The sequence below is a fragment of the Arthrobacter sp. NPDC055585 genome, from assembly GCF_053619115.1.
Window position 1 is genome coordinate 213,141 of sequence record NZ_JBSHIT010000007.1, and the last position, 15,277, is coordinate 228,417.

At 64.9% G+C, this 15,277-nt stretch carries 14 protein-coding genes; 11 read left to right on the top strand and 3 right to left on the bottom strand.

Going from position 1 to position 15,277, the window contains the following annotated elements:
* Positions 1-27 precede the first annotated feature (27 nt).
* Complete coding sequence (gene dnaJ, locus ACWGQ2_RS13450) at positions 28-1,167, top strand: molecular chaperone DnaJ (RefSeq protein WP_452018048.1); 1,140 nt, start codon at positions 28-30, stop codon at positions 1,165-1,167.
* 15 nt (positions 1,168-1,182) lie between these two features.
* On the top strand, positions 1,183-1,965 hold the full coding sequence (locus tag ACWGQ2_RS13455; protein WP_452018050.1) for a 16S rRNA (uracil(1498)-N(3))-methyltransferase: 783 nt from the start codon (positions 1,183-1,185) through the stop codon (positions 1,963-1,965).
* Positions 1,966-1,989: 24 nt separating this feature from the next.
* On the opposite strand, the gene ACWGQ2_RS13460 is transcribed toward ACWGQ2_RS13455, so the two are convergent.
* Positions 1,990-2,910 (bottom strand): GerMN domain-containing protein, encoded by a 921-nt coding sequence (locus tag ACWGQ2_RS13460; RefSeq protein WP_452018052.1) that lies wholly within the window; start codon positions 2,908-2,910, stop codon positions 1,990-1,992.
* A gap of 385 nt (positions 2,911-3,295) precedes the next feature.
* Here ACWGQ2_RS13460 and ACWGQ2_RS13465 point away from each other — a divergent pair, with 385 nt between their 5' ends.
* The 8 genes from ACWGQ2_RS13465 (at position 3,296) to ACWGQ2_RS13500 (ending at position 12,256) form a co-directional block, all read left to right on the top strand.
* On the top strand, positions 3,296-4,333 hold the full coding sequence (locus tag ACWGQ2_RS13465; protein WP_452018054.1) for a PhoH family protein: 1,038 nt from the start codon (positions 3,296-3,298) through the stop codon (positions 4,331-4,333).
* Complete coding sequence (gene ybeY / locus ACWGQ2_RS13470) at positions 4,330-4,803, top strand: rRNA maturation RNase YbeY (RefSeq protein WP_452018056.1); 474 nt, start codon at positions 4,330-4,332, stop codon at positions 4,801-4,803. The genes ACWGQ2_RS13465 and ybeY overlap by 4 nt, the downstream gene beginning before the upstream one ends.
* A 20-nt stretch (positions 4,804-4,823) precedes the next feature.
* Complete coding sequence (locus tag ACWGQ2_RS13475) at positions 4,824-6,131, top strand: hemolysin family protein (protein WP_452018148.1); 1,308 nt, start codon at positions 4,824-4,826, stop codon at positions 6,129-6,131.
* Positions 6,124-7,053, top strand: a complete 930-nt coding sequence (gene era / locus ACWGQ2_RS13480; protein WP_452018058.1) for a GTPase Era — start codon at positions 6,124-6,126, stop codon at positions 7,051-7,053. The genes ACWGQ2_RS13475 and era overlap by 8 nt, the downstream gene beginning before the upstream one ends.
* Before the next feature lie 112 nt (positions 7,054-7,165).
* Entirely contained in the window at positions 7,166-8,692 is a 1,527-nt protein-coding gene (locus ACWGQ2_RS13485; RefSeq protein WP_452018060.1) for an LCP family protein, read from the top strand.
* A 179-nt stretch (positions 8,693-8,871) separates the two neighbouring features.
* On the top strand, positions 8,872-10,620 hold the full coding sequence (gene leuA, locus ACWGQ2_RS13490) for a 2-isopropylmalate synthase (RefSeq protein ID WP_452018062.1): 1,749 nt from the start codon (positions 8,872-8,874) through the stop codon (positions 10,618-10,620).
* A gap of 83 nt (positions 10,621-10,703) precedes the next feature.
* Positions 10,704-11,456, top strand: a complete 753-nt coding sequence (recO, locus tag ACWGQ2_RS13495) for a DNA repair protein RecO (RefSeq protein WP_452018064.1) — start codon at positions 10,704-10,706, stop codon at positions 11,454-11,456.
* Positions 11,453-12,256, top strand: a complete 804-nt coding sequence (locus ACWGQ2_RS13500; RefSeq protein ID WP_452018150.1) for an isoprenyl transferase — start codon at positions 11,453-11,455, stop codon at positions 12,254-12,256. The genes recO and ACWGQ2_RS13500 overlap by 4 nt, the downstream gene beginning before the upstream one ends.
* Here ACWGQ2_RS13500 and ACWGQ2_RS13505 read toward each other — a convergent pair.
* A complete protein-coding gene (locus tag ACWGQ2_RS13505; protein ID WP_452018066.1) occupies positions 12,253-13,308 on the bottom strand; it encodes an alpha/beta hydrolase in 1,056 nt (351 codons plus the stop codon). The two genes, ACWGQ2_RS13500 and ACWGQ2_RS13505, sit on opposite strands and share 4 nt — an antisense overlap.
* Positions 13,309-13,386: 78 nt before the next feature.
* Between ACWGQ2_RS13505 and ACWGQ2_RS13510 the strand changes: the two genes are divergently transcribed.
* Positions 13,387-14,460, top strand: coding sequence for a quinone-dependent dihydroorotate dehydrogenase (locus tag ACWGQ2_RS13510; protein WP_452018068.1), 1,074 nt, complete (start codon positions 13,387-13,389; stop codon positions 14,458-14,460).
* A gap of 88 nt (positions 14,461-14,548) precedes the next feature.
* Here ACWGQ2_RS13510 and ACWGQ2_RS13515 read toward each other — a convergent pair whose 3' ends face one another.
* A complete protein-coding gene (locus ACWGQ2_RS13515; RefSeq protein WP_452018070.1) occupies positions 14,549-15,151 on the bottom strand; it encodes a DUF3043 domain-containing protein in 603 nt (200 codons plus the stop codon).
* Positions 15,152-15,277 lie beyond the last annotated feature (126 nt).

Here is a 15,277-nt window from a genome sequence, read left to right on the forward strand (position 1 = left end):
ACGCAACACAGGAAGCGATGTGCACGAGTGAGTGATCACTACCAGGTACTCGGCGTAAGCCGGGATGCCACCGGCGAGGAAATCAAGAAGGCTTACCGCAAGCTTGCCCGCAAGCTCCATCCGGACGTGAACACCGCCCCCGGAGCGGCAGACGAGTTCAAGGCCGTGACCCATGCCTACGAAGTACTGTCCGACCCGCAGAAGCGGCGCGTCTACGACACCACCGGCCAGGAGAACGGCACGGACAACGGGTTCGGCGGCGGCTTCAGCGGCCAGGGCTTCGGCTTCCAGGACATCTTCGACACCTTCTTCGGCGGCGGAGCACCCGGCGGCGGCCGCGGACCGGCGTCGCGCACCCGGCGGGGACAGGACGCGCTCATCAACGTCCGGATCGACCTGAAGGATGCCGTCTTCGGCACCAACAAGAAGATCGACGTGGAGACCGCCGTTGTCTGCCCCACGTGCGACGGCTCCTGCTGCCAGCCCGGAACCTCCCCGCGGACCTGCGACATCTGCCACGGCAGCGGCCAGGTCCAGCGCGCGGTGCGTTCCATCCTTGGCCAGGTCATGACGACGGCGCCCTGCGGGTCCTGCCAGGGCTTCGGCACCGTCATCCCGGACCCGTGCCACGAATGCGCCGGCGAAGGCCGCGTACGCAGCCGCCGCACCCTGACCATCAAGGTTCCCGCCGGCGTCGGAACCGGAACGCGGATCCAGCTCAGCGGACAGGGTGAAGCCGGCACCGCCGGCGGCCCGCAGGGAGACCTGTACGTTGAGATCCGGGTCAACGCCGATCCCGTGTTTATGCGCGACGGCGATGACCTCCACGCCACCCTTACGGTGCCCATGACGGCGGCAGCCCTGGGCACGGTCATCAACATGGAGACCTTCGACGGGGAACGCGAAATCCACATTAAGGCCGGCACCCAGTCCGGTGAAGTTACCACCCTCAAGGGCCTGGGCGTCACGCACCTGCGCGGCTACGGCCGCGGTGACCTGATGGTTCACGTCCAGGTGGAGACACCGCAGAAGCTGGATCAGGCGCAGGAAGAACTGCTCCGCCGGCTCGCTGAACTCCGCGGCGAAGAGTTCGCCGAAGGCAGGGTCAGCGGCAACAGCAACAGCGGCGTCTTCGCGAAACTGCGCGACCGCCTCGGCAACCACTAGAGGCCGGCGCTCACCGTGACCAACCCGATCTTCTTCGGTGACCCGGAACTGGTAGCGGCAGCGGCACCGGGAAGCGTGTTCGCGCTGACCGGTCCCGAAGCCCGTCATGCCGTAGCGGTCAAGCGGCTGGCGCCGGGAGAGGACGTGGACATCGTCGACGGCGCCGGAACGCGCCTGCGCGGAACTGTCCGGTCCGCGGATCCCGCGCTGCTGGAAGTCGATGTGCGCGAGGTCGAGGCGGAGCCTGCTGTGGGCTGTGAGCTGACACTGGTGCAGGCACTGGCCAAGGGCGACCGCGATGAGCAGGCCATTGAGGCCGCTACCGAACTTGGAGTGGACGCCGTTCTGCCCTGGCAGTCCGAACGAAGCATCGTGCGCTGGAAGGCTGACAAGGCGGTAAAGGGCCAGGCGAAATGGCGGGCCGTAGTCACTTCCGCGGCAAAACAGTCGCGCCGGTCGCGGATTCCGCAGGTGCTGGATGTGGCCGACAGCAAGGCTCTGCCCGCACGGCTGGCTGACACGGACCTGGTGCTCGTGCTGCACGAGGAAGCCCAGGTCCCGCTGGCTGCAGCGGTGGAACTGGCGCTGGCAAGGTCAGTGGCAGCAGGCACGGAGACCGGAATCCGGTCCATCGCCGTCGTGGTTGGACCCGAAGGCGGCATTAGTCCTGCGGAACTGCAGGCGCTTGGTGCTGCCGGTGCCGTTTCGGTCCGTCTGGGTCCGCACGTCCTGCGCTCTTCAAGCGCCGGACCGGCCGCGCTGGTATTGCTGAACTACCTGCTGGGCCGCTGGAGCTGACCCGCCTCGGAGCCGGCTTCGCTCCTAGTAGACGGTAAAGCGCTTTGAGTCCTGGTTTGCGCCGTCGCCGTGGAAAACCCGCAGGTTGTACTCACCGGGTTCCAGCTCAAGGAGCATTTCGAACATCGCGGTCTCGCCTGGCTCTGCGTCGAGGCTGATCTCGCCCGTCTGCACGGGTTTGGTTTCCGGCCGTCCGTTGGCGATGCGTTCCACGCTCCAGGCAAGCCGGTCATCCCGGACCACCGCCGAACCCATGACCGTGAGGGACGTTTCGGTGCCGTCCTGTTCCTGCGGGCTGATGATCCAGATCGGCGCGGGAAGGGTCTTGTCCCGTTCCAGGGCAGGTTCAAGATCCTCGTGACCAAAAGCGTTGTAGCCGGCTTTGCCGTCCACCAGCACCACCACGCTGGTGTTGTAGCCGGCAGCGGTCAGCCCGGCGTTGGCAGCGGCGGCGGTGGCTGTGTAAACCAGCTGCTGCACGGCGCGGTGGGCCATGCCTGCGTCCAGCGACGGTTTGAATGCGTCAGCGGTGATATCCACCGTGATGATGTTCTTACTGGAGATCGATGCGGTGACCTTCGAAGCGGGCGACCACGGAGTGAAGTAGTCGTCATCGCGGGGAGCATCGGTGGTCATGGCCATAACCGCTTCACCAATGGGGTCGCCGGTGTTCTTCGACGGCAGGAACTCCCGGTAGAGCTGGACGTCCGAACCGTTCAGGCCAAGCCAGTACACCGGCATGACAACCTTGGAAACTGTGGCTTCGGCCGGGGCGGAGACGGCCATCGGGCGGCCTTCGGGTGAGGTGGCCGCACTGAAGGAGCTCGGCATGCTGGTGGTCGGGAGTTCCGCAACCACTCCGCAGGAGCTCAGGAGAAGCGGTGCTGCTGCTGCCGCCATCAGGAGGCGGGTGCGGCCGGAGAGGCGCTTATGCTGCCTGGTCATGACTATCCCTGCCTTCCGTGTCTTGTGCCCGCAGTCCGTGGACCGGGCGATGCGTGGGGGATCCGGCCAGGGCGGATCCCGGCCGGAGCATGCCTTCAAGCTTGGCACAGCGAAACACCCCAAAAGCGGGGGTTGATGCTTCTGTGGCGGGACTGAAACCTGATTGAGACCCAGACGATGCCAAGCCGAGACAAAGCCCGTAATACAGCTCACAACTGCGTCACGGCTCCGCGCACAGCCCCCGGCCAGCGGCCTGCGCGGATTCCGTCAGTGCACTCAGGCACCTATCCAGTAGAATTAAGGAGGGTGTGCGCACCATGATTTTCAGCAGACTTCCACAACAGATTTCCACAAAGGGGCGATGAGAGGCCGAGGGGCCGCATATATGACCGAATCTTCAGCAGGAATCGGCACCATCCGTGAGGACCAGCAGACAATTGTCTTCGACTCCACAGAGCATATGGTCCAGTCTTTGGGCGCCAACGATGAAGCCCTGAAAATCATCGAGAACGCCTTCCCGGAGGTGAACCTCCATGTCCGCGGCAACGAGCTCTCCGTCTCCGGTCCCGCCCCCGCTGTGGAACGGACTGTCCGCCTCGTCAATGAAGTACGTGTGCTTGCCCGGCACCAGACGCGCGTTACGCCTCAGGTCCTTGAGCAGCTGATCACCATGCTGCGCGACCAGAGCGCAGAACGTCCGGCTGAGGTCCTGACGCAGAACATCCTCTCCACCCGCGGGCGCACTATCCGCCCGAAGACGCTGAACCAGAAGAACTACGTTGATGCGATTGACCGCAACACCGTGGTCTTCGGGATTGGCCCGGCCGGCACCGGCAAGACCTACCTGGCCATGGCAAAGGCCGTGCAGGCGCTGCAGCAGAAGGAAGTCAACCGGATTATCCTGACCCGCCCGGCAGTCGAAGCGGGAGAGCGGCTGGGATTCCTTCCCGGAACGCTGAATGACAAGATCGATCCCTACCTGCGCCCGCTGTATGACGCCCTGCACGACATGATGGACCCGGAATCGATTCCCCGCCTGATGGCAGCGGGAACGATCGAGGTTGCACCGCTGGCGTACATGCGCGGCCGGACCCTCAATGACGCGTTTATCATCCTTGACGAGGCGCAGAACACCACACCGGAGCAGATGAAGATGTTCCTGACCCGTCTGGGCTTCGGGTCCAAGATGGTTGTCACCGGTGACGTCACCCAGGTGGACCTTCCCGGGTCCACCACTTCCGGCCTGCGGATCGTCCACGAGATCCTGGACGGGATCGAGGACGTGCATTTCTCCGAACTGACCGCGACCGACGTCGTCCGGCACCGCCTGGTCAGCGACATCGTGACCGCCTACAGCGAATGGGATGAAGAACGCCGTTCCCGCACCGGTTCCCACAGTGCCGGGCAGGAGAAGAAACGATGAGCATCGAAGTCAACAACGAGTCCGCCATGCAGGCAGACGAGGAAGCGCTGTCCCGGCTGGGCCGCTTTGTCCTGGACGCCATGTACGTCCATCCGGAAGCCGAGCTGTCCATCATCCTGGTGGACGAGGACGCGATCGAGAAGCTGCACATTGAATGGATGGACCTTCCCGGCCCCACCGATGTGCTGTCCTTCCCGATGGATGAGCTGCGTCCCGGGTCGCCGGGCCGTCCGACCCCCGCCGGAGTCCTCGGCGACATTGTGCTCTGCCCGCAGGTCGCAGAACGGCAGGCTGAGACCGCCGGGCACGGCCTGGAGGATGAACTGCTCCTGCTGACCACCCACGGGATCCTTCACCTGCTGGGGTACGACCACGCTGAGCCCGAGGAAGAGGCCGAAATGTTCGGGCTTCAGCGGCGCCTGCTCTCGGACTACACGGGCAAGGAAGCCCCGAAGGAGACACGCAGTTGAGCGTAGGCGTCCTAGTTGTCATGGCCATCGCCTTTGTGGTGCTGGCCGGACTCCTTACCGCCGCCGAGGCAGCCTACGGCTACCTCCCGCGACATGAAGCCGAAGCGCTGCTCAGCGGCCGTGCCGGCAAACCCCTCAAACGGATTCTGCAGCACCCCGTTGCACACATGCACGCGCTGCGGTTCTGGCGTGTCTGGTTCGAAATGGCGACGGCGGTCTCCGTTGCCATGGCCTTCCAGCTTGTGGTGGAGAACCTCTGGCTCGCCGGCCTCCTGGCTACGGTCACCATGGCCGGTGTTGGGTTTGTACTGGTTGGGGTTTCCCCGCGCCAGATCGGCCGCCGCCACGTCACCGGCGTCGTTGTTCTCACGGCAGGACTGGTGAGTGTACTGCGGACCGTCCTCGGCCCGATTCCCGGCTGGCTCGTGAAGATCGGCTCTGCCGTTGCGCCCGGGACCCAGGGCCCGGATGCCGCCTTCTTCACGGAGGAAGAGTTCCGTGAGCTGCTGGACCGTGCCTCCGAAGCGGACATGATCGAAAACACGGAAGCCGAGCTGATCCACTCCGTGTTTGAGCTTGGTGATACAAAGGTGCGCTCAGTCATGGTTCCGCGGACGGACATGGTCTGCATTGACTCCGGATCCACCCTCCGCCAGGCGATGTCCCTGTTCCTGCGCTCGGGCTACTCGCGGGTGCCGGTCATCGAGGACAGTGCTGACCAGATCGTCGGCATCCTGTACCTCAAGGACGTTGCCGCCCAGATGCACGGACGGTCCCCCGAAGCCGGGAGCCAGGCCGTGGACGGATTCTGCAGACCCGTCCGCTACGTCCCCGAGTCCAAGGCGGTGGGGGAGCTGCTGCAGGAACTGCAGCGTGAATCCACGCACGTTGCCGTGGTGATTGACGAGTACGGCGGAACAGCGGGCCTGGTCACGCTCGAAGACCTGATTGAAGAGATCGTGGGCGAAATCGTCGACGAATACGACTCCGAACGCCCGGACATCGAAGACCTGGGGGACGGGCGCTACCGGCTCAGTTCCAAGGCCGGCATCGATGACCTCGGTGAACTGTTCGACCTCAGCCTCGAAGACGACGAGGTGGACACCGTGGGCGGGCTTTTGGCCAAGGCCCTCGGCCGCGTGCCCATTGTGGGCAGCGAAGTGGTCATCGATTCGATCGTTCTCCACGCTGAGCGGCTGGAGGGACGGCGCAACCGCGTCTCACACGTCCTCGCCTGGCGGCAGCCGGAAGACGGCGAACCCAACACTACAGCGGCGGACCACACAGACCGCCCCAAAACAACAGAATTGGTACCCCGAGATGACTGAACCCACGTTCCGCGCCGGATTCGTGTCCCTGGTGGGCCGGCCCAACGCCGGCAAATCCACCCTGACCAACGCCCTGGTGGGCCAGAAAGTGGCCATCACCTCGGCAAAGCCGCAGACGACACGCCACACCATCCGGGGAATCGTGCACCGGGAAACCTCGCAGCTCATCCTCGTGGATACCCCGGGCCTGCACCGTCCGCGCACCCTGCTGGGGCAGCGGCTGAACGACCTCGTTGCCGATACCCTGGCCGAGGTGGACGCGATCGGGTTCTGCCTGCCGGCAAACGAAGCGGTGGGGCCGGGTGACCGCTACATCGCCAACCAGCTCGCAGCGCTGAAGAAGAAGCCGGTTATTGCCCTGGTCACCAAGACCGACACGGTGGACCGTGCGGCGCTGGCCAAGCAGCTGATGTCAGTGACCGCGCTGGGAACTGAAGTCCTGGGTGCCGACGGCTGGGCCGACGTCGTTCCCGTCTCTGCCACCGACGGCTTCCAGGTGGACACCGTTGCGGATGTCCTTGCCTCGCACATGCCCGCTTCGCCGCCGCTTTACCCGGACGGTGAACTGACGGACGAGCCCGAAGCGGTGATGGTTGCGGAACTGGTCCGTGAGGCAGCCCTCGAGGGCGTCCGGGACGAGCTGCCGCACTCACTTGCGGTGGTGGTCGAAGAGATCGTGCCGCGTGAAGGCCGCAGTGAGGACAACCAGCTGCTGGATGTGCGCGTGAATCTTTATGTTGAACGCCCGTCGCAGAAAGCGATTATTATTGGCCGGGGCGGTTCACGCCTGCGTGAAGTGGGAACAAATGCACGACGCGGCATCGAGGCTCTGCTGGGAACCCGGGTTTACCTGGACCTGCACGTTAAGATCGCCAAGGACTGGCAGCGGGATCCCAAGCAGCTGGTAAAGCTGGGGTTCTAGCAGCCCGTGCTGCCCGCCAGCGGGTCCTAAGCTTCTTCACAGCAGCGGCCCGTACACTTTGTTCAACCATTTTCGCAAGCCATCAGTATCAGATCCAGGGGAGGGAACGGCTATGCCATCACGCCGTGCCGCTACAGGTCATGGTCCCTCCGGATCTGCCGCACCAAGCCGACGCCGGACTACCACCGCACCCGGCGGGCGCCATCTGGGCAACGGAGCTGCCCGCGGGGGACACCCCGTGCTGGCTTCAATTGCGCTGCTGCTATCGCTGACACTCGTTTCCGGACTGGTGTTCGCCGGGGTTCAGCTGCTGAGGCTGCAGAGCAACTTCGACACCAAGCCGCTGAATATCGGCCAGGACCAGGATGGGCTCCCGGCGGACACCAACACCGATTCGATGCAGATCCTGGTGCTGGGCACGGACAACCGCGAAGGCCAGGACTCCAACAACTCGGACGTCATGATGCTGGTGAACATGGCCGCGGACCGCTCCCACGTGACTGTGGTCAGCTTCCCGCGTGATCTGCTGGTGGCCCTGCCCGCCTGTACTGATCCGGAATCGGGCATGCAGTACCAGGCCATGGACCTGGCCCAGCTGAACGGTGCCCTCGGCAACGGAGGGCCCGGCTGCACGGTGGCTGCGATCAACGAGCTCACGGGCCTGAGCATCGACCACTTTATGATGGCCGACTTCAACGCCGTCAAGGAACTTTCCAACACCCTCGGTGGAGTGGAAGTCTGCGTGAACCAGCCGGTGGATGATCCGCTCTCCGGGCTGAACATCCCCGCCGGAGTGTCAAGCATCCAGGGCGACCAGGCCCTCGCCTTCCTGCGCACCCGCCACGGCTTCGGCAACGGCGGCGATGAAGGCCGGATTAAGGCACAGCAGAGTTTCCTTGCTTCCATGGTCCGCAAGGTCCAGGGTGAGGGCACGCTGAACAACCTGCCCCGCCTGTACTCCATCGCCGACACCGTGACCAAGAACCTCACAGTTGATGAGGGCCTTACCGACATCCCCACCCTGATCGCGATGGCCGGCCGGATGAAAGATGTGGATCTGGGCAGCGTTGCCTTTGTGACCGTGCCCGTGGTGCCCTACGAACTCGACCCCAACCGACTCGTCCTCGACGAAGCCGCAGCCCAGCCGCTCTTCGATGCCCTGGTGGCGGACCAGCCCATCGGCGTCGCCGCTGAAGAACCCGCTGCTCCCGGCACCGGGACTCCCGGCACTGAAACCCCTGCTCCGGAAGAGACCGAGCCCGCAGTTGACCCGGCAGCGATTCCGGTCACCCTGCTGGACGGGATCAGCGGATCCGCCAGCGGCCGCGACGCCGAACTGGCCGAGTACCTCCTCAGCGAAGGCTTCACCCAGGCCATTGCCGGCGGGCTCTCCGAATCCACAACCCCGGGAACCCAGGTGTTCTTCACCCCGGGCTACGACGCCATGGCGCTCCAGGTCGCCGAAGCGCTGAACATCCCGGCCTCGCAGGTCAGCGCAAGCGCCGTGGTGAGCGGCGTCGTCGTGCAGATCGGTTCCGACTTCACCAAGGGCAATGTCATGGAAGATACCGGGGACCTTGGCGGGCTCACCGGACAGACGGCGGCGCAGGTTACGTGCCAGTCTGCGTTCGGTTACTGAGTTTTCCGTAGCGCCGGAACGTGCGTGCTAGTCTGGGCACGTGCGCGCAGAGATCCTCCTTCTTAGCTGCCGCGGCGAGGCCACGCAAACCACTGTTTAGGCCGAACCCTCGCTGCGGAGTTTGTGTTGCCCGGCCACCATTTCTAAAGATCTAAAAAGAAAAGGCCACCCCAGACATTATGCGAAACGCACAGCAGCCCTCCGGCATGCCGATCCACAAATATGTTCCGTTCCAGGACCAGATCAGTGTGGATCTGCCCGACCGCACCTGGCCCGACAAGGTCATCACCAAGGCTCCGCGCTGGTGCGCCGTCGACCTGCGTGACGGAAACCAGGCGCTCATCGATCCCATGACTCCTGAGCGCAAGCACAAGATGTTCGACCTGCTGGTGAACATGGGTTACAAGGAAATCGAAGTTGGATTCCCCTCGGCGTCCCAGCTGGACTTCGACTTTGTCCGCCAGCTGATCGAAGGCGACCGGATTCCGGACGACGTCACGATCCAGGTCCTCACCCAGTCCCGCGAACACCTCATCGAGCGCACCTACGAAGCCCTCGAAGGCGCGGACCGCGCGATTGTCCACCTGTACAACTCCACCTCCGTGCTGCAGCGCAAGGTTGTCTTCAACACGGACCAGGACGGGATCGTGGACATCGCGCTGACCGGTGCCCGGCTGTGCAAAAAGTACGAGGAACAGCTGCGCGGCATCGACGTCACGTACGAATACTCCCCGGAGTCCTACACCGGTACGGAACTGGACTTCGCGCTGCGGATCTCCAACGCCGTAGCCGAAGTCCTCGAAGCCTCCACTGACCGTCAGATGATCCTGAACCTGCCGGCCACCGTGGAAATGGCGACGCCGAACGTCTACGCCGATTCGATCGAATGGATGCACCGCAACCTGGCCAACCGCGAGGCAATCATCCTCTCCCTGCACCCGCACAATGACCGCGGCACCGGCGTTGCCGCCGCGGAACTGGGCTACCTGGCCGGGGCAGACCGGATCGAAGGCTGCCTCTTCGGCAACGGTGAGCGCACCGGAAACGTGGACCTGATCACCTTGGGCATGAACATGTTCAGCCAGGGCATCGACCCGGAGATCGACTTCTCTAACATGGACGAAATCCGGCGGACCGTCGAATACTGCAACCAGCTGCCCGTACCCGAGCGTTCCCCCTACGGCGGCGACCTCGTCTTCACCGCCTTCTCCGGTTCCCACCAGGACGCCATCAAAAAGGGCTTCGAGTCCATGGAGAAGGAAGCAGCCGCAGCCGGCAAGACGGTGGACGACCTGGAATGGGGTGTCCCGTACCTGCCGATCGACCCGAAGGACATCGGCCGCAGCTACGAGGCAGTCATCCGGGTCAACTCCCAGTCCGGCAAGGGCGGGGTGGCGTACCTGCTCAAGAACGAACACAACCTGGACCTGCCGCGCCGCGCACAGATCGAGTTCTCCGGAGTCATCCAGCGGCGCACGGACACCGTGGGCGGCGAAGTCACCGGAGCCGAACTCTGGCGCGTTTTCCAGGACGAATACCTGCCCTCCACTCCCGATTCCGGTGCGGAGCCCTGGGGCCACTACGCCCTCACCTCGGTCACTGCAGATACGGCGGAGAACGGGTCCTTCCTGCTCACCGCCAGCCTGCGTGCCGGCAACGTGCAGCAGCGCCGTGTGGCCTCCGGTACCGGTCCCATCGACGCCCTGCTGCAGATCCTGAGCCAGGACGGCGTCGACGTGCGGCTGCTGGACTACTCCGAGCACGCCCTCTCCGCCAGCGGCAACGCAATGGCAGCCGCCTACGTTGAGCTCGCCGTCGGCGAACGCGTGCTGTGGGGAGTCGGCATCGATTCGAACACCACGCTCTCCGCCTTGAAGGCTGTCATCTCCGCCGTGAACCGGGCGATCCGCGACGCTTCGGGCGACTAGCATCCCCGCCGGCTCCCGTCCGGCACAAGGCGCGCCCGGCTGCACATGCAGCCGGGCGCGCTGCTGCGTGGGAAAATGGATCCGTGGCCAATAGATCTTTTGCTTCACGGACCTACCGTGACGAGGGCGTGGTGCTGCGCACCCACAAGCTGGGTGAAGCGGACCGGATCGTCATCCTGCTGACGCGCAACCACGGCCAGGTCCGCGCGGTAGCCAAAGGAGTACGCCGCACCTCCAGCAAATTCGGGGCACGGCTGGAGCCCTTTATGGTGGTGGACCTGCAGCTTTCCCACGGCCGCAGCCTGGACATCGTGACCCAGGTGCAGACCAAGGGAGCGTATGGTGCGGGAATCGCAGCCGATTACGCCCGCTACACGGCCGCAGCGGCCGTTGCCGAAACCGCCGAGCGGCTCACGGACGTCGACGGCGAGTCCGCGAACGCGCACTACCACCTGGTGATCGGTGCCATGGCAGCGCTGGGCCGCGGGGCACACCCACCGGAACTGATTCTGGATTCCTACCTGCTGCGCGCCCTGGCCACCGCAGGCTGGGCACCGTCCTTTACCGACTGCGCCCGCTGCGGCGCGCCCGGGCCGCACAGTGCGTTCTCCGCCCCGCTTGGCGGCGCCGTCTGCCCGGTGTGCCGGCCCCCGGGCTCAGCATCGCCGTCGCCCGAAACCATGCTTCTGCTCTCCGCGCTGCTAACCGGCGACTGGGAGCACGCAGATGCTGCGGGACCGCAGGCCCGGCGGGAATCCGCCGGACTCGTGGCCAGCTATCTGCAGTGGCACCTGGAACGAGTCGTGAAATCCCTTCAACATGTGGAGCGTGTATAGCTTTGGTCCCTCCCCGCAAGTCTCCGGCTGCGCCCTGGCCGCACCCCTCCGGTGCTGTTCCGCCGCCGGTTCCCCGTGACCTGGTGCCTGCGCATGTGGCTATTGTGATGGACGGAAACGGCCGCTGGGCCAACCAGCGGGGCCTGCCGCGTACCGAAGGGCACCGGGCCGGAGAGGCAGCACTGCTCGACGTGATGGCCGGGGCAGTGGAGATCGGAATCCAGCACGTGTCCGTGTACGCGTTCTCCACCGAGAACTGGAAGCGGTCCCCGGAAGAGGTCCGGTTCCTGATGGGCTTCAGCCGCGATGTACTTCGCCGCCAGCGGGACCAGCTTGATGAATGGGGTGTCCGCATCCGCTGGTCCGGGCGCCGGCCCCGGCTCTGGGGATCGGTCATCCGGGAACTGGAAGTTGCCGAGGAACAGACGAAAAACAACACCACGTGCACCCTGAACATGTGTGTGAACTATGGCGGACGGGCGGAAATCACCGATGCCGTCAGGGCGATCGCCGAGGACGTCAAGAACGGCAAAGTGCGCCCCGGGAGCATCACGGAGAAGACGATCCAGCGCTACCTTGATGAGCCGGACCTGCCGGACGTCGACCTGTTCCTGCGCACCTCCGGGGAACAGCGGCTCTCAAACTTTATGCTCTGGCAGTCCGCGTATGCGGAGATGGTTTTTATGAATACCCTGTGGCCGGACGTAGACCGCAGGACCCTGTGGGAAGCCGTGGAAACCTACGCACGGCGCGACCGCCGGTACGGGGGAGCGGTAGACCAGGCAGCCGCGGGGGCCTAACCGGGTTTTTTCCCCAGCAGGTAGGTTGCCGCCCACTTGTCCAGCCGGGTATAGACCAGGCGGCGGACCGGCCGGGCCGAGAGCAGCACGTCATGCAGGGCACCGTCAAAGCGGAGAACTGTCACCACCGGGCCCAGCAGCAGTGCCCGCTGGACCATCAGGCTGACGTCCAGCACGCTGTCCGTGGTCTTCATGGTCTCGTTCCAGGTGGCACCGATCGTGGAGCGGGCCGACGCCAGCACCAGGACGGGGCAGGTGATGTCCAGTCCCTTGGCAACCTGTGAGTGGCCCGCCAGCACGGCGGTTATCCAGCCGGCCCGTACCGGCCAGCTGCCCGGCGGTTTCCAGACCGGATCGAGTTCCCATTCGCCGTCGGCTTCCGCGCTGAGCGACCGCCAGTAAAAGTCCAGTTCCGGAATCTTGAGCCGGGTCTTGGGCCGGGTGCGGGCCAGCGGTTCCAGCAGCCCCGCTGCGGCGTTACGGGCCAGGGAGCTTCCGCGCAGTTCCAGCCAGGGGCTGTTCAGGATCAGTGCTGCGATTCGGCCGGGGTTGCGGTGTGCCCAGAGCGAGGCCACCAGTCCGCCCGTTGAGTGGGCCATCAGCGAAAGGCGCACCGGGGTCTGTTCCCCGCGGCTTGCCTTGACGTCCGCTTCCGCTGCAGCCAGTGCCGCCTCAATATCGGCGTCATATTCGGAGAGGTCGGTAATAAAGCCCTCGGATTGGCCGGGCCGCAGGCTGCGGCCGTACTTGCGCAGGTCCAGGGCATAAAACGCGACACCCCGTTCGGCCCAGAAATCCGCCAGCTCTGTTTGGAAGAAGTAGTCCGCCCACCCGTGGATGTACACCACCGCATTCACCGAAGCAGGCTCCACCGGGCCGCGGAACCGGGAAAGCCGCTCACGCACGCGGCCGGTGAACGTTGGCGGCGGGGGAGGCTCCGGCGTGTAGGAGACCAGCGTGGCTACAACCGGGCCTTCATCATCTTCGCCCAGGTCCAGCGTGAGGGCACGATACCCGCTGCCCAGCCTGTCCGGTTGCCAGTTCTGCCCCATATATCGAAAATACACGAACCTGACGGGCACTCCTGACCGCGATTTGGTGCAGGACACCGCGAGTGGAAGCATTAAATCATGCGCGTTTACCCCACGTTCTTCCGGATCGTCTTCTCCGGAATGGACCCTGAAAAAGCCCATCGAATCGGTTATGAAGCCATCCGTGCCATTGCCTATACACCGGCCGCACCGGTTCTGCGTGCGCTTACCCGCCCCGGCCGGGACCTGTCAACGGAAGCACTGGGCCTTACCTTCCCCTCACCCTTTGGCCTTGCGGCAGGCTTCGACAAGGAAGGCTCCGCCGTCGTTGCGCTGGCGAACCTCGGATTCGGGCATGTTGAACTGGGAACAGTGACTGCCCAGGCCCAGCCCGGCAACGCGAAGCCGCGCCTGTTCCGGCTGGTGGAGGACCGCGCTGTCATCAACCGCATGGGCTTTAACAACGACGGCGCTGCCGCCGTCGCCCCTCGGGTCCGGAAAGCTGTGGACGGTCTCTACCGCCGCTGGGGCCGCAACCGCCCGATTGTGGGCGTGAACATCGGGAAGACCAAAAAGGTGGGTCTCGAAGACGCGGTCGAAGACTACCTGGCCAGCACCCGGCTGCTCGCCGCGGACGCCGACTACCTGGTGGTTAACGTCAGTTCCCCGAACACCCCGGGCCTGCGTCAGCTGCAGAGCATCGATTCGCTGCGCCCGCTGCTCACCGCGGTGGGCCAGACCGCGGATGAGACCGCCGGCCGGCACGTGCCGCTGCTGGTGAAGATCGCTCCGGACCTCACCGACGAGGACATCGACGACGTCGCCCGCCTGGCCCTGGACCTCAAGCTCGACGGCGTGGTGGCAACAAACACCACCATCGGGCGTGAAGGACTCGTGACCGATCCCGAAACGGTTATCGCTGCCGGCGTCGGCGGGCTGAGCGGGGCGCCGCTGAAGCAGCGTTCACTGGAAGTTCTGCGCCGGCTGCGTTCAGCGCTGGGTCCGGAACCGGTGATCATCTCCGTTGGCGGCGTTGAGACCGGTGATGACGTTCAGGAGCGGCTCGACGCCGGCGCGAACCTGGTGCAGGGCTACACCGCGTTCCTCTACGAAGGGCCCTTCTGGGCGGGACGGATCAACCGGAGGCTGCAGAACCTCCACCGGCGGGGCTGAACTGCCGGAGTCCGGGCAGAAGATACAGAAGAAGGGACCGGTTGAACCGGTCCCTTCTTCTGTATGTATGTGGGTTGAGCGGGTTCCGCTAGGAAACCTTCTCGCCGCGGCGGACCTGCGGCTTGGGGAGGCGGAAACGGCGCAGCTGCAGGGCGCGGGAGATTCCGTACCAGACGTCGCCCTGGTTGGGGCCGCCGAACTTTTCGGTGAGGCGGCGGCGCAGCAGGAAGCGGATGCGGATGCTGTCTACGATCACCAGAACAATCAGGGCCCAGAACGCCATCAGAATGAAGCTCTGCACGGTGAGGTTCTGGATGAAGCTCGCCACTACGAACACGGCCGCGGCGATCATGACGAATTCACCGACGTTCCAGCGGGCATCCACTACATCGCGGACAAATCGGCGGTTGGGGCCCTTGTCCCGGAGGGGAAGGTAACGCTCGTCGCCGGTATCCAGGGCGGCACGTGTCTTCAGGCGTTCCTCGCGCATGGCGGCGCGGCTTGCCTCACGGGCAGCCTTGCGGTCATTGGGGACCAGTGGGCGCTGGCGTGCAGCTACCTGGTCCTTGCGCCGAGGGGTGGGGGCACCCTTGCCTGCAGAGCCACCCGGCTTCGGTGACCCGGCCTGGGCCGTGGTTGCCTGATCCACAGTTTCCTGCGCGGTGGGCGCTTCTTTCTTTCGTCCGAACACTCATCAAGGATACCTGAACCGCAGGCGGCATGCGCGGCGGTTACCGGACACGCAAACGCCGGCGGTTTTCAGCATCGCCGCAGGCCCCGCACCCCGAAGCAGGCCCCGGACCCCGAAGCAGGCCTC

Coding starts and splice junctions, on each gene's coding strand:
- ACWGQ2_RS13475 (WP_452018148.1), top strand. CDS start 4,824: ATGGCCATCGCCTTTGTGGTGCTGGCCGGACTCCTTACCGCCGCCGAG.
- leuA (WP_452018062.1), top strand. CDS start 8,872: ATGCGAAACGCACAGCAGCCCTCCGGCATGCCGATCCACAAATATGTT.
- ACWGQ2_RS13485 (WP_452018060.1), top strand. CDS start 7,166: ATGCCATCACGCCGTGCCGCTACAGGTCATGGTCCCTCCGGATCTGCC.
- ybeY (WP_452018056.1), top strand. CDS start 4,330: ATGAGCATCGAAGTCAACAACGAGTCCGCCATGCAGGCAGACGAGGAA.
- ACWGQ2_RS13510 (WP_452018068.1), top strand. CDS start 13,387: ATGCGCGTTTACCCCACGTTCTTCCGGATCGTCTTCTCCGGAATGGAC.
- ACWGQ2_RS13460 (WP_452018052.1), bottom strand. CDS start 2,910: ATGACCAGGCAGCATAAGCGCCTCTCCGGCCGCACCCGCCTCCTGATG.
- era (WP_452018058.1), top strand. CDS start 6,124: ATGACTGAACCCACGTTCCGCGCCGGATTCGTGTCCCTGGTGGGCCGG.
- ACWGQ2_RS13465 (WP_452018054.1), top strand. CDS start 3,296: ATGACCGAATCTTCAGCAGGAATCGGCACCATCCGTGAGGACCAGCAG.
- ACWGQ2_RS13505 (WP_452018066.1), bottom strand. CDS start 13,308: ATGGGGCAGAACTGGCAACCGGACAGGCTGGGCAGCGGGTATCGTGCC.